We start from the raw sequence: 13,522 nt of genomic DNA, 5'->3' as shown, positions 1-13,522 counted from the left end.
GGATATTTATGAAAATCATGATAACAGGTGGGGCAGGTTTTATTGGAAGTCATCTAGCGATCGGTCTTGCAAAAGAACATGCGGAAATCATAGTACTAGATAATTTCCACCCCTATTATTCAAGACAGCGAAAGCAAGAACAACTCTCTCGTGCCTTGCAATACAAAAATGTAGACTTTTATGAGTGTGACATTTTAGATGCTTTATATTTGGAGGCACTTATCGGTAAAGAAAAGCCGGATGTAATTGTTCATTTGGCGGGACTGCCAGGTGTGCAACTTTCACTTCAAGATCCGCATCATTATGTAGACATTAATGTAAAGGGAACAATCAATATTTTAAGTGCTGCAGGAAAGCATAAGGTAAAACAAGTCGTCTTTGCATCGTCATCCTCTGTGTACGGTGAAAAAGCAGGTGTGCCACTTCGAGAGGATATGGCAGACGGACGATTGCTATCACCGTATGCTGCATCTAAATACAGCGGGGAAGCAATGTGCTATGCATATCAGCATATGTACGGTTTTCAGCTTAATATTTTGCGCTTTTTTACAGTGTATGGGCCGTGGGGTAGACCTGATATGGCTATCGGAAGTTTTTTACGTAAGCTTCAAAAGGGAGAACCTTTGCATATATTTGGGGCAGGAACGGGCCGGGACTATACGTATATTGATGATATTGTGGAAGGAATATGCCGCACATTATACGTAAACAAGAGCGGCACTTTTAATATTGGTTCAGATGCGCCTGTACTTATGAAAGATGTATTGATTGAATTGAAGAAATATTTTCCCGAAATGAACGTGATATATGAACAAGAACGAATGGGTGATGTCACTTCGACATGGGCGGATTTAACAAACGCTCGCCAACAACTCGGATACGAACCGCGCATATCTTTTGCAGAAGGACTGCGACGAACCGTCGCATGGGCTCGTGAACATGCGTACCTTCTTTAGAATAATTGGATTTCTCCTCGTATGCATTTTTTTATGGATGTCAATGATGCTATTTGATATGCAGTCTCTTACGAACAAACTCCAGCAACTGCTGAGCATGGAGGCATTATTTTGGATGACAATTGGTTATGCGTTTGCATTTGTCCTGCGAGCTTATGCCTGGCGTTTATACTTACGCAATACCATTACGTTGGGAGAAGCGTTGGCTGGCTTATGCTACAGCTTGCTTTTTAATCATTTATCGCCTGTGAAGGCGGGTGATATGGTACGTGTTGCTGCCGTGACAAAGAAGGGCCGTGTTTCTTGGGCAGTGGCATTGCAATCTGTGATTGTACTTCGTACGCTTGATTTATTGGTTTTGGTTGTCATTGCAGGCATGGGGGCAATCTTTCTATGGAACGAGCAAATAAGTATAACAGCAGGAATTGTATTGGTTCTAATGGGCATGACGGCAGGGGTAATGCTTTGGCGGTCACCCCGTTTTGTTGCCAGCCATGTCATGAATATAAAGGAAGTATTATTTAGCCAAACGGGTGTATTTATACTCTTGTTAACAATAGGTAGCTGGGTAGCGGAAGCTGCTATTATCTATACACTTGCATCTCTTACAATTTGGGAAGCGATTTGGGTTAATAGTATAACAATTGCCGGGCAGGTATTCCAATTTACACCGGGTGGCATCGGTACCTATGAAACTGTGATGACATTTGCGCTCGGCATAATTGGAGTAGCGGCTCGTGACGGCTATGAGTGGGCTTTGCTGAGCCATGGGTTTAAGTTCATCTTTTCATATGTAACAGGAGTCATTGTGTTGGTTGTATTTCCAATACAATTTACAAAGTATTGGCTACAGAGAGGAGAAAAAAGGTGGAGCAAGTAAAAAAGGCATCAAAATTTGAAAAAACAGCAGCACGCTGCTGGAATTTATTAAATGAGGGAAAGCCGTTTACACCCATATTTGTCATTGGGACATTTATTTTATATACAATGAGCGATTGGACCGCCTTGTTTAGCAGCTTACTGCTCGTTATACCATTATTTGTATTGTATTATATATACGATTTTCCTTTGTTCTTACGAAATTATCTATGGTTGCCATTTGTTGCATATGTCATTATGTTTAAAACAGTAAATATACCACTTTTATTATTTGCAATGGGATTATACTTTTTCTTTACCATTTTCTTTTGGGGCACATTTTATTATCACTTACGAATAGGTACATCTTGGTTAAACTTTACGCGTTTCTGGAAGCTAGTGCTGAAAAATAGTGATTCAACAAGTGGAAACGCACAGGAGCAGATGCCAAAATTTTTGTTACTTTTGTCCGTGTGGTATTATTATTTCGAACGTTTTGCAAGTGGCAATATGGAATTGCAGTGGCAACAGCTCGTTTTATTCTACGGGTGTGTAATCGTATATACAGTTGTCTTACATCGTTATTTATTTGACTGGAAACCAAAACCAATTGACACCTATACAAGCAATATGGCGATTGGAGAAGCTCTTAGTGAGAAGGTTGTTGTTATTGTAATTGACGGTATGCGAAAAGACCGCTTTGAAGCAGCGGACACACCATACTTAGATTATTTACGTAAAAATGGTACGGAATATACAAATATGGAAACTGTGTATCCAGCACGCACAGTCGTATGCTTTTCCTCCATGTTCACGGGCACTTATTCCTTTGAGCATGGAATCAAATCCAATATGGTTTGGAGCTTAGGTGTGAAAGTGGAAAGTATTTTTGATTCATTGCGAAAGATTGGAAAACGAGGCAAGATGCTGGCAGTTGCTCATTTAGTGGATGCGTTTGGCACAGACGTAGAAACCTATACAGCGGTGATGAAAAATGATATCGTAGATGCACAAATTATGAAAAAAGCAAAACAAATTATGGATGAGCAAGATCCGGACTTGTTTATTGTGCAGCTTATCTCTACAGATCAAACAGGACATAGCCGAGGTGTATTGTATGATGAATATTTGCAAAAGATACACGAAGCAGATCAACATGTGAAGGACTTTATTGAACATTTAGAGCAAACAGGAAAAGCTGAGAATACAACCTTTATTATTTGTGCCGACCATGGACAAGCTGACGGCATTGGTGGGCATGGTCATCTCGATGAAGGAGAGCGTATTGTGCCATTCTTTATGTATGGTGCCAATGTAAAAGGGGGTATACGAGTAGAGGAGCGACATAGTTTGGTGTCTGTGGCTCCTACGATTGCATATATGCTAGGTGCTCCGTATCCTTCTCACAGTCGTGGTCCTGTTTTAGCAGAAGGAGTTGTAAGAAAATGACACAACGGGTTATTGTTTTTTTGCCGGCGCATAACGAGGAAGCCTCTATTGCCGAGGTAATTTACCGTATCCCTAGACATTTTGATGATAAAGTGGTAGTGGAGATTCTAGTTATTGATGACGGTTCTACTGACCAAACAGTTTCGGTGGCAAAAGCGGCAGGGGCAGATCATATCGTTTCATTCCCAGTGAATCAAGGACTAGGTGCAGCTGTCCGTGCTGGTTTAGCACATTGCTGTCTATTGGATGCCACAGTGGGCGTTATGATAGATGCGGATAATGAATATCCTGCCGAAGAGATTCCAAATATTGTACGACCCATTCTACGAGGCGAAGCGGATTATGTAATGGGGTCTCGCTTTTTAGGCACTATTACTGGTATGAAACTACATCGCCGTCTCGGTAACTATTGCTTTACGTTATTGCAGTCAATCTTGCTTGGTAGATGGATTTATGATGGACAATCCGGCATGCGTGCTTTTTCCAGAGAGGCCATGGAGCATGCAGAAATTATTCATGATTATAATTATGCGCAAGTTCTGACACTAAATCTTGTACGAAAAGGCTTTCGGATGAAAGAGGTGCCAATTACCTATAAAGTAAGAACAGCGGGACAATCATTTATTAAATTTGGTAAGTATATGACTTCTGTTTTGCCAGGCATTTGGAAGGAGATGCGCAGGCCAGTTCCGTATACGGCGTGGGGAGAGCGTAGCATAGAAGAAAAGAATGCAAGATGAGGTTTCTCATCTTGACTTTTTTAGTGATAATTATTATCATTTTCAGTGAAGGGAGATGCAAAAATGAAAAAAATAATAGTCGGAATTTTGACTTTCTTATCACTATTTTCTATACATACAAGTACATTTGCTTATTCTTACGGCAACCCGAATGAAGAAAAAATTGCGGAAGCTTATAAGGAGATGGCAATTAAGCTTGATGAAAACCCGCCAAATTATAAGGCGGCAAAAGAGATTTATAGTACTGTACAAGAAGAAATCGATCAGCACATGGGGTCGGCTCCTTCAAAAGCAATTGAAAAGGCTTTTGAAAAAGAAGATAAAGAGCTACTTCTTACAGATATGCAAAGTATTCTAGCGCTTAATATTGGTCGACGTCTTGAAAATGTCGAGCAAAAGTTTACAGATTACGATACGAGCAAGCGTTTGTTGGCAAAGGCTTTTGCGACATATGAAGCACTTTCGCCCCTTGTAGCAGCCAAAGATAAAGCTCTGGATACAAAAATGCGTGATGAATTCAATAAAGCATTGGAAGCGATGGGGAATCCCGGACTGTTTGGAGTTGGACAAAAAGAAGCAAATAAAGACGCTTTTGTTGCGAGTAAAAAGATTATTTTAGATGAACTAAAGAAAGAGTTTCATATAAAGGACTATAAAGTCGGTCATTTTGACGAAAAGTCGGAAAGTACAGAAGCAGCCGAAAAAACAGAATGGACAGATTTATCAAGTGTAAAAAACTGGCTACCAATCATTGTAATTGTAGCGCTGTTAGTGGCTTTAATTACATATGCGATTCGCAGAAGAAGATAACAGTAAGGAGGAAGAATGATGCAACTTCAAGCGTTTCTCATTACATTCCGTGAAGTACTCGAAGCATTGCTTATCGTAGGAATTATTACCACATACCTTAAAAGAACAGATAATAAAAAGTTTGTGAAATACGTATGGCTTGGCGCCGGTATGGCAGTGTTAGCCAGCTTTCTTGTCGCGCTGTTGTTTCAAGTTGTCTTTACGGGCTTTGCAGCGATGGGAAGCGAGATGTATTTGAAGATTGGCATCATTTTTGTTTCCGCGGTATTATTGACACAAATGGTATTTTGGATGGCTGAGCACAGTAAGAATATAAAAGCCAATGTAGAAGGAAAAATGAGTCACTATATCACCACCGGTAACGTAATCGGGATGGTGGTGCACTCTTTTCTAGTTGTACTTCGTGAAGGTGTTGAAACGGTATTCTTTTTTGCCGCTATTACTGGAGGAAATATTGGAGCTGCGTTTCAAGGCTGGGGTGCTGTTTCCGGTTTGCTTGTTGCCAGTGTTGTTGCTTACATGTTCTTTAAAGGAACAATGCGTGTATCACTAAAAACCTTCTTTAAAGTAACTGGTGTTTTTATCGTAATGATTGCGGCGGGACTTTTGGTGCAAGGTGTATCTATGCTACAGGATATCAAGTTGCTTGGTAGCGTGATGCCACATGTATATGATATCACTTGGTTCTTACCAGAACATCCAATCGACTATGAGCATTATTTACGAGATAACGGTGTAGCACCGCTTTTATCGGGTGATATTGGTATTTTCTTAAAGGCATTTCTTGGCTACTCCTCTATGCCATCTATAGAAGAAGTAATCGTATATCTCGGATATTTTGTTGTGATCTACATGCTTGTGACAGGAAAAAAGCCTCCGGTTGAAGAGAAAAAAGCACAAGTAAATCGATCTGTTAGCTAAAGTACAAGGCGCGCCTTGTACTTTTTTCATATTAGGCATGGGAGGAAAAAGAATAATGAAGAAGATATCATTTATGTTGGCTGTTGGGTTGCTAGCGATAACATTTACGCTGCGTTTGTTGTATGCTAGCCCGTTTGCGGCGACTTGGGACGAGGTGGATTTTAGCCTTGCCTTAGATCGTTATGATTTAGCGATGATGCAACCCCACTTTCCTGGTTATCCATTTTTTATCTTTATGGGGATGCTGATTCATACATGGATCGACAACCCGTCTGAAGCGCTGGCAATTGGAAATACAATATTACTTATTACTGCTACTGTACCTATCTATCTGATTTGCAGACAACGAGTATCAAAAGAGTTGGCGATATGGATTACAGTTGTGTTACAAACAGGCAGCTATCTTTCGGTGTTAGCCACGCAAGCCATGTCAGAGGGGACGGCGCTTGCGATACTTTGGTGGTATATTTGGAGCTTGTACATTGCAAGGGCAAAAGCAGCATTTTGGTGTCAAGTTATACCACTGTTTTTGTTTGCGATATTAATGGGGATACGAGTATCGTACATACCGTTTGGAGCAGGACTATTTTGGCTCTGGCATACGGATTGGAAAAGAAGAGGTGCTAAGGTTTTATTCCTTGTTGTACTAGCAGGTTTAATGCAGTTTATCTGGATTGGTGCGCTCGTTTGGAATACGGGAGGTTTAGATGGATTTCTAAAGCTTGCATTTGGTTTTGTGAGCGGTCACTTTACAGAGTGGGGTGGTGCTGCTACAGCGACGAATGATCCTATATTCCACCGAATAGCAAATCTTGTATGGACAAATATTGTTTGGACAGGACTATTTGCACACTCTTTTCTAGTAGCAGGCGCATTTATTTTGTTGTTGCTTGTAGTCATATGGAAATGGCAAAGCCTACACTTTAAACAAGAAGCATTAATTTTTCTTCTATTCTCCGCATACTTCATATGGAATTTGCTTGCACAAAATATTGATAAACCAAGGCACTCTTATCCACTTGTTTTATTATTATTGTTGCTTATATTGAGAGCTTCGCCGCGCGTTACAGTTGTTCCGCTCATTGTAATTGCTTTATTGCAAACATCTGTAGGTGGTATGCTAGTTCGGGAACAAGCAACAAGCTTGCCGGCCACCTATCAGCTAGCTCTGTATATACAAGGAGAAGCAACTGTGTATACTTGGGAGGAGACGCGGGTTATGGAATATCTACAAGTGCCGTATACACATAAACGCGTGCAACAGTATGCCTACTTTTTACAAGATAAAAAGTATCGCGAACATGATACAATATATGTTACGAATCATCTGCTGAGCGGCTTTCAAACGCAAGGCATTCAGCCGCAGGTAGAGAGAGTAAAAACATTCCGCTCCAATCCGTTATTTGACCCTATCTACAGTGATATTACGCTGTATCGGTTGGATGAGAAGTGAATGGCGATACAGTGTACATGTGCACTAAAAATAGCTCAATCTCCTGAAAATAATGTCATAGAGGAGGAAGTTATGAGTCAATTGCGTGAAAAACTAGCTATTTTACCGGACCGCCCAGGTTGTTATCTAATGAAAGATAAAAATGGTACGGTTATTTATGTTGGGAAAGCGAAGATATTAAAAAATCGTGTGCGCTCGTATTTTACGGGCACGCATGACGGTAAAACATATCGGCTTGTAAATGAAATTGTGGATTTTGAATATATTGTAACGTCCTCCAATTTAGAAGCGCTTATTTTAGAGATGAATTTAATTAAAAAGTACGACCCTAAATATAACATTATGCTAAAGGACGATAAGAGCTATCCGTTTATTAAAATTACTGGGGAGGAACAGCCGCGTCTTATTATTACACGAAGTGTAAAAAAAGATAAAGGTAAATATTTTGGTCCATATCCAAACGCACAAGCTGCGAATGAAACTAAAAAATTGCTTGACCGTATGTATCCGCTCCGAAAGTGTACAAATATGCCTGATAAGGTTTGTTTATATTATCACATGGGGCAGTGCTTAGCTCCTTGTGTAAAGACAGTGACAGATGAACAAAATAAAGAAATTATTGAACAAATTACACGCTTTTTAAACGGGGGCCACTCAGACATTCGTACAGAGCTTGAGAAAAAAATGTTTGAAGCTGCGGATAAGCTAGAATTTGAGCGAGCAAAGGAGCTACGCGATCAAATTGCGCATATAGATGCACTTATGGAAAAGCAAAAAATGATCATGGCTGATTTAGTGAATCGAGATATATTTGGCTATGCGGTCGATAAAGGATGGATGTGTGTACAAGTCTTTTTTGTGCGGCAAGGAAAGTTAATTGAACGCGATGTATCTATGTTTCCTATTTATGATGAGCCTGAGGAAGAGTTTCTAACATTTATCGGTCAATTTTATGCGCAGGACAATCATTTCAAACCAAAAGAAATTGCACTGCCAGATACAATTGATCAAGAAATTGTAGAGAAATTTTTGGAAGTACCTGTAATTCAACCAAAACGAGGCAAGAAAAAAGAGTTAGTTGATTTAGCAGGACAAAACGCAACGATTGCGTTGCAGGAGAAATTTCATCTCATTGAAAGAGATGAAGAGCGCACAATCAAGGCTGTAGAAAATCTGGGGATAAAAGCAGGCATTCCAACGCCGCATCGTATTGAAGCGTTTGATAACTCCAATATTCAAGGAACCAATCCTGTCTCGGCCATGATTGTGTTTATTGACGGAAAAGCAGAAAAAAAGGAATATCGGAAGTATAAAATTAAAACGGTACAAGGGCCTGATGATTATGAGTCAATGCGTGAAGTAGTAAGACGTCGTTATTCACGTGTACTGAAGGAAGGTTTGCCGCTTCCAGATTTAATTATCATTGACGGAGGAAAAGGACACCTAGCAGCTGCCTCTGATGTACTAGAGAATGAGCTTGGCTTAGCTATTCCAATCGCAGGTCTTGTAAAAGATGACAAACACCGCACATCACATTTAATAATCGGAGACCCACCAGAGCCAATTCTACTGGAACGAAACAGTCAGGAATTTTATTTGTTGCAGCGCATTCAAGATGAGGTGCATCGTTTTGCGATTACGTTCCACAGGCAATTGCATGGGAAATCAGCTATTCAATCTGTTTTAGACGATATTCCGGGTATCGGTGAGAAGCGACGTAAAATGCTGCTCAAATATTTTGGTTCTGTTAAGAAGCTACGCGAGGCTTCGATTGAACAAATTATAGAAGCAGGTATTCCCCGCGCCGTTGGGGAGCTGATTATTGACCGACTACAGCAAAAAACGCCGTGAATACGGCGTTTTTTATTCTTCAATTGTATCCTTTGCATCCCACTGCACAATAAACAGGACTTTATTGGAGCGTTTTTTTTGCTCCTCATAGGCTTCGGTGATTACTTTGCGCTGTTGCTGCAGCTGCTGAGCAATAAAACCAGCTTCCATTTGATATGTAGTCTCTCGCTTGTTGCGGTAACGTTCGGTCACTAATGGTCCAGTTAACTCTAGTTGCATCTCACGACGTTTTTGTTCCACAATGGTTAATGTGCCCCAACCTGCCTTTTCAAAAAAGGCAAGGATATCTTCAACGGTTTCGACCGGATATTTTCTTGCTAAATTTTTCCCGGCCCAATATAAGATGCGACTTGCTTCTTTTCCCATTAAGTCTGGAAGAAGTTCTTCACGAATTAATTCATATGCAAAGGCATTTACAGGTATTTTTATAAGGTCATCAGTAATCATTAATTTTGTCAATACGGTTCCCCTCTTTCTTCTCTGCCCATATTATATAACATTTTTTGCGCGGAAACACAGCTACTTCTTGGTAAGTTTACAAAAACATTACCGGATTGGAAGTAGTATTGTCATCTGTTTACAAATTTTATCGTTAGATTATGTATCCGTTTTCTTGACGCTTTTATGACAATAGGAGTAAAATGAACTTGTCAGAAATTATGCTTAAATATTTTGAATCATTTACTTACTTTTGAAGTCAACAGTAGTTGTTTATAAATTGCTATTGTTGTAAAGTAATAATCTATGATTCTAGTTACACATTCGAGGGGGGAATGGGAGATGAAAGGCCGTGAGTTTGCATTTCGCAAATGGCACTCTTTACTGGGCGTAATCCCGGTAGGTATCTTTTTGATGCAGCACTTGGTGGTTAACCACTTTGCGACAAATGGAGCCGCATCATTTAACAAGGCCGCGCATTTTATGGAATCGCTGCCGTTTAGAATTGTTTTGGAAACGTTTGTGATTTTTTTACCATTGTTGTATCACGCGGTATACGGGCTTTATATCGCATTTACTGCAAAAAACAATGTCTCCTCTTACGGATACTTCCGTAACTGGATGTTTATGTTGCAGCGCTTTACAGGTGTGTTCACTTTAGTTTTCGTGTCTTGGCATGTATGGGAAACACGCGTACAAGCAGCACTTGGACAAAAAGTGAACTTTGACATGATGCAAAATATTCTTGATAATCCATTTATGTTTGCTTTTTATGTGGTAGGTGTTGTTTCGGCAATCTTCCACTTTGCAAATGGATTATGGTCGTTCTTTATTAGCTGGGGCATTACGGTATCACCTCGCTCACAGCGCATCTCTACGTACGTAACAATGATTTTATTCTTAGCACTTTCCTTTGTTGGAATTCGTTCATTGTTGGCATTCGTAGATCCACAGCTAGCAAATATGTAAGGAGTGGGAGAATATGAAAGGAAAACTGATTGTAGTCGGCGGCGGCTTAGCCGGCTTAATGGCAACGATTAAGGCAGCAGAAGCAGGCGTGAAAGTAGATCTGTTTTCATTAGTGCCAGTAAAGCGTTCTCACTCAGTTTGCGCACAAGGCGGTATTAACGGCGCCGTCAACACAAAGGGTGAAGGAGACTCCCCATGGGAGCACTTTGATGATACAGTATACGGCGGCGATTTCTTAGCAGATCAGCCTCCTGTAAAAGCAATGACAGAAGCAGCACCTGGCATTATCCACTTGATGGACCGCATGGGTGTTATGTTTAACCGTACGCCAGAAGGATTGCTTGATTTCCGCCGCTTTGGTGGTACAAAGCATCATCGTACGGCATTTGCGGGTGCTACAACAGGTCAGCAACTATTATATGCGTTAGATGAACAAGTGCGCCGTCACGAAGTAGCAGGGCTTGTTACGAAGTACGAAGGTTGGGAATTCTTACGTGCCGTAGTTGATGATGAAGGTATATGCCGCGGTATCGTTGCACAAAACTTAACTTCTATGGAAATTAAGAGCTTTGCAGGCGATGCAGTTATTATGGCAACGGGCGGACCTGGGATCATCTTCGGAAAATCAACAAACTCTATCATTAACACAGGTACTGCAGCTGCAGCTGTTTATAAGCAAGGTGCAATTTATGCAAACGGCGAATTTATTCAAATTCATCCAACAGCTATTCCAGGGGATGACAAATTGCGTTTGATGAGTGAATCTGCACGTGGTGAAGGCGGACGTGTTTGGACGTATAAAGATGGTAAACCTTGGTATTTCTTGGAAGAGAAATATCCGGCATATGGAAACCTTGTTCCTCGTGATATTGCAACGCGTGAAATCTTCCATGTGTGCGTAGACTTGAAGCTTGGTATCAACGGCGAAAATATGGTGTATTTGGACCTTTCTCATAAAGATCCAAAAGAGCTTGATATTAAGCTTGGTGGAATCATTGAAATTTATGAGAAATTTATGGGGGATGACCCTCGTAAAGTACCAATGAAAATCTTCCCTGCTGTTCATTACTCTATGGGTGGTCTATGGGTGGATTATGACCAAATGACAAATATCCCAGGTTTATTCGCAGCTGGTGAGTGTGATTATTCCATGCACGGTGCGAATCGACTTGGCGCAAACTCATTGTTATCTGCAATTTATGGCGGTATGGTAGCAGGACCAAAGGCAATTGAATACATGAAGGGCTTAGAAAAATCAGCTGAGGCTGTTGCTTCTTCTGTATTTGAAGGTCATGAGCTTGAGGAAACAGAGCGCTTTAATAACATTATGTTGATGGATGGTACAGAAAATGCGTATGTTATCCACAAAGAGCTTGGTGAGTGGATGACAGACAACGTAACGGTTGTTCGTCACAACAAAAAGTTGCTAGAGACAGATGATAAAATTCAAGAGTTGATGGAGCGTTATAAGCGTATCAATATTAACGATACGGCAAAATGGAGCAACCAAGGTGCATCCTTTACACGCCAACTTGACAACATGCTAGAATTAGCACGTGTTATCACATTGGGGGCTTACAACCGTAATGAAAGCCGCGGTGCCCATTACAAACCGGAATTCCCTGAACGCGATGATGAAAACTTCATGAAGCATACAATGGCGAAGTTTAAAGGCGCAGGCATGGCACCTTCCTTCTCTTACAAAGATGTCGATGTATCACTAATCGCACCGCGTAAACGTGATTACACGACAGATAAAAAGAAAAAGGATACTGCAACAGAGCAAAAGGGGGATAAGCAACATGTCTGAAAAAACAATCCGCCTCATTATTACAAGACAAGATGCACCTGATTCACAGCCGTACGATCAGGAATTTGAAATTCCATATCGTCCGAATATGAACGTAATTTCCGCTTTAATGGAAATTCGTCGTAACCCGGTAGATGCAAAAGGCAACCCGACAACACCTATTTCTTGGGATATGAACTGTTTGGAAGAGGTTTGTGGTGCTTGTTCTATGGTAATAAACGGGAAACCGCGCCAATCTTGTACAGCGCTTGTTGATAAGCTAGAGCAACCAATTCGCCTGCAACCAATGAAGACTTTTCCTGTTGTTCGCGACCTGCAAATCGACCGAAGCAGAATGTTCAATGCGCTAAAACGCGTAAAAGCATGGGTTCCAATTGATGGTACGTACGATTTAGGTCCGGGACCAAGAATGCCAGAGAAAAAGCGTCAATGGGCATATGAATTGTCTAAATGTATGACATGCGGTGTATGCTTAGAGGCATGTCCAAACGTAAACAGCAAATCGGACTTTATTGGACCTGCGCCGCTTTCACAAGCGCGCTTGTTCAATGCGCATCCAACGGGAGCTATGCATAAAGCAGAACGTCTGCATGCCATAATGGGAGACGGCGGACTTGCGAACTGCGGTAACTCACAAAACTGCGTGCAATCTTGCCCGAAAGAGATTCCGCTTACAACATCTATCGCGGCACTAAACCGTGATACAACAATTCAAGCATTTAAAGACTTCTTCGGCAGCGACAATAATTACTGATACATCTATCGCCTCTTCCATAGGAAGAGGCGATAGTATTAAGGGGGATATGTAGATGCGAAAAATTGATTATATTGAAGATTTTTCAACGTGGGAGAGAGAGTTCGTTTTCTTTATGCCGACGAAGGTGCGCTTTTCAGAAACAGACATGTTTGGGCACTTAAATAATAAAGTACCATTTACTTACTTTGAAGAAGCACGTATTGAATTTTTTAAAGAATTGCGATTCATGCAGGAATGGACGAAAAAAGATGCCGAAGCGATGATTGTAGTTGCGAATTTACAATGTGATTATTTAAAGCAAGTCTTTTTTGATGAACCTTTGAAGGTGTATGTGAAAGTACAAAGCATTGGCGCGTCATCCGCTGATCTGCATTATATGGTGAAAAATGATAGAGATGAGGTTTGTCTTGTAGGACGTAGTACTATGGTGCAGGCATCCAAAAAGACAGGAAAAAGCTTACCGTGGCCGGAAGAGTGGAAACAGAAAATGAAAAAATAGGGGCTGTATAT

Annotated in this window: 13 protein-coding genes; 12 read left to right on the top strand and 1 reads right to left on the bottom strand. The window is 40.9% G+C overall.

What is annotated here, in order from left to right; translation table 11 throughout:
• Window positions 1-8: 8 nt before the first annotated feature.
• The 8 genes from EEJ45_RS07870 (at window position 9) to uvrC (ending at window position 9,038) form a co-directional block, all read left to right on the top strand.
• On the top strand, window positions 9-956 hold the full coding sequence (locus EEJ45_RS07870; protein WP_124564264.1) for an SDR family NAD(P)-dependent oxidoreductase: 948 nt from the start codon (window positions 9-11) through the stop codon (window positions 954-956).
• Entirely contained in the window at window positions 940-1,836 is an 897-nt protein-coding gene (locus EEJ45_RS07865; RefSeq protein ID WP_124564263.1) for a lysylphosphatidylglycerol synthase transmembrane domain-containing protein, read from the top strand. The genes EEJ45_RS07870 and EEJ45_RS07865 overlap by 17 nt, the downstream gene beginning before the upstream one ends.
• Entirely contained in the window at window positions 1,824-3,263 is a 1,440-nt protein-coding gene (locus tag EEJ45_RS07860; protein WP_124564262.1) for an alkaline phosphatase family protein, read from the top strand. Before EEJ45_RS07865 ends, EEJ45_RS07860 begins: the two co-directional genes overlap by 13 nt.
• On the top strand, window positions 3,260-4,003 hold the full coding sequence (locus EEJ45_RS07855; RefSeq protein WP_124564261.1) for a glycosyltransferase family 2 protein: 744 nt from the start codon (window positions 3,260-3,262) through the stop codon (window positions 4,001-4,003). Before EEJ45_RS07860 ends, EEJ45_RS07855 begins: the two co-directional genes overlap by 4 nt.
• 63 nt (window positions 4,004-4,066) lie before the next feature.
• Window positions 4,067-4,813 carry a hypothetical protein gene (locus EEJ45_RS07850; protein ID WP_124564260.1) on the top strand — a complete coding sequence of 249 codons (747 nt, stop codon included), beginning with the start codon at window positions 4,067-4,069 and terminating at the stop codon, window positions 4,811-4,813.
• 18 nt (window positions 4,814-4,831) lie between these two features.
• On the top strand, window positions 4,832-5,734 hold the full coding sequence (locus EEJ45_RS07845) for an FTR1 family iron permease (RefSeq protein ID WP_124564427.1): 903 nt from the start codon (window positions 4,832-4,834) through the stop codon (window positions 5,732-5,734).
• A 55-nt stretch (window positions 5,735-5,789) separates the two neighbouring features.
• A complete protein-coding gene (locus EEJ45_RS07840; RefSeq protein ID WP_124564259.1) occupies window positions 5,790-7,187 on the top strand; it encodes a hypothetical protein in 1,398 nt (465 codons plus the stop codon).
• 72 nt (window positions 7,188-7,259) lie between these two features.
• Complete coding sequence (gene uvrC / locus EEJ45_RS07835) at window positions 7,260-9,038, top strand: excinuclease ABC subunit UvrC (RefSeq protein ID WP_222928027.1); 1,779 nt, start codon at window positions 7,260-7,262, stop codon at window positions 9,036-9,038.
• A 12-nt stretch (window positions 9,039-9,050) separates the two neighbouring features.
• On the opposite strand, the gene EEJ45_RS07830 is transcribed toward uvrC, so the two are convergent.
• Entirely contained in the window at window positions 9,051-9,485 is a 435-nt protein-coding gene (locus EEJ45_RS07830; RefSeq protein WP_124564426.1) for a YslB family protein, read from the bottom strand.
• A 333-nt stretch (window positions 9,486-9,818) separates the two neighbouring features.
• Here EEJ45_RS07830 and EEJ45_RS07825 point away from each other — a divergent pair, with 333 nt between their 5' ends.
• From EEJ45_RS07825 to EEJ45_RS07810, 4 genes are read left to right on the top strand one after another with little or no spacing between them, the layout of a single operon-like run.
• Window positions 9,819-10,445, top strand: coding sequence for a succinate dehydrogenase cytochrome b558 subunit (locus EEJ45_RS07825; protein WP_124564257.1), 627 nt, complete (start codon window positions 9,819-9,821; stop codon window positions 10,443-10,445).
• 13 nt (window positions 10,446-10,458) lie between these two features.
• Window positions 10,459-12,255, top strand: a complete 1,797-nt coding sequence (gene sdhA, locus EEJ45_RS07820; RefSeq protein ID WP_124564256.1) for a succinate dehydrogenase flavoprotein subunit — start codon at window positions 10,459-10,461, stop codon at window positions 12,253-12,255.
• Entirely contained in the window at window positions 12,248-13,009 is a 762-nt protein-coding gene (gene sdhB, locus EEJ45_RS07815) for a succinate dehydrogenase iron-sulfur subunit (RefSeq protein WP_124564255.1), read from the top strand. Before sdhA ends, sdhB begins: the two co-directional genes overlap by 8 nt.
• Window positions 13,010-13,064: 55 nt before the next feature.
• A complete protein-coding gene (locus tag EEJ45_RS07810; RefSeq protein ID WP_124564254.1) occupies window positions 13,065-13,511 on the top strand; it encodes an acyl-CoA thioesterase in 447 nt (148 codons plus the stop codon).
• The last annotated feature ends 11 nt before the right edge of the window (window positions 13,512-13,522 follow it).

The organism is Ectobacillus antri (assembly GCF_003852715.1).
Classification (GTDB): domain Bacteria; phylum Bacillota; class Bacilli; order Bacillales; family Bacillaceae_G; genus Ectobacillus; species Ectobacillus antri.
This window is presented reverse-complemented; position numbering and strand designations above follow the sequence as displayed.

Coding starts and splice junctions, on each gene's coding strand:
- uvrC (WP_222928027.1), top strand. CDS start 7,260: ATGAGTCAATTGCGTGAAAAACTAGCTATTTTACCGGACCGCCCAGGT.
- EEJ45_RS07855 (WP_124564261.1), top strand. CDS start 3,260: ATGACACAACGGGTTATTGTTTTTTTGCCGGCGCATAACGAGGAAGCC.
- EEJ45_RS07825 (WP_124564257.1), top strand. CDS start 9,819: ATGAAAGGCCGTGAGTTTGCATTTCGCAAATGGCACTCTTTACTGGGC.
- EEJ45_RS07865 (WP_124564263.1), top strand. CDS start 940: ATGCGTACCTTCTTTAGAATAATTGGATTTCTCCTCGTATGCATTTTT.
- sdhA (WP_124564256.1), top strand. CDS start 10,459: ATGAAAGGAAAACTGATTGTAGTCGGCGGCGGCTTAGCCGGCTTAATG.
- EEJ45_RS07870 (WP_124564264.1), top strand. CDS start 9: ATGAAAATCATGATAACAGGTGGGGCAGGTTTTATTGGAAGTCATCTA.
- EEJ45_RS07850 (WP_124564260.1), top strand. CDS start 4,067: ATGAAAAAAATAATAGTCGGAATTTTGACTTTCTTATCACTATTTTCT.
- EEJ45_RS07830 (WP_124564426.1), bottom strand. CDS start 9,485: ATGATTACTGATGACCTTATAAAAATACCTGTAAATGCCTTTGCATAT.
- EEJ45_RS07810 (WP_124564254.1), top strand. CDS start 13,065: ATGCGAAAAATTGATTATATTGAAGATTTTTCAACGTGGGAGAGAGAG.
- EEJ45_RS07845 (WP_124564427.1), top strand. CDS start 4,832: ATGCAACTTCAAGCGTTTCTCATTACATTCCGTGAAGTACTCGAAGCA.
- EEJ45_RS07840 (WP_124564259.1), top strand. CDS start 5,790: ATGAAGAAGATATCATTTATGTTGGCTGTTGGGTTGCTAGCGATAACA.
- sdhB (WP_124564255.1), top strand. CDS start 12,248: ATGTCTGAAAAAACAATCCGCCTCATTATTACAAGACAAGATGCACCT.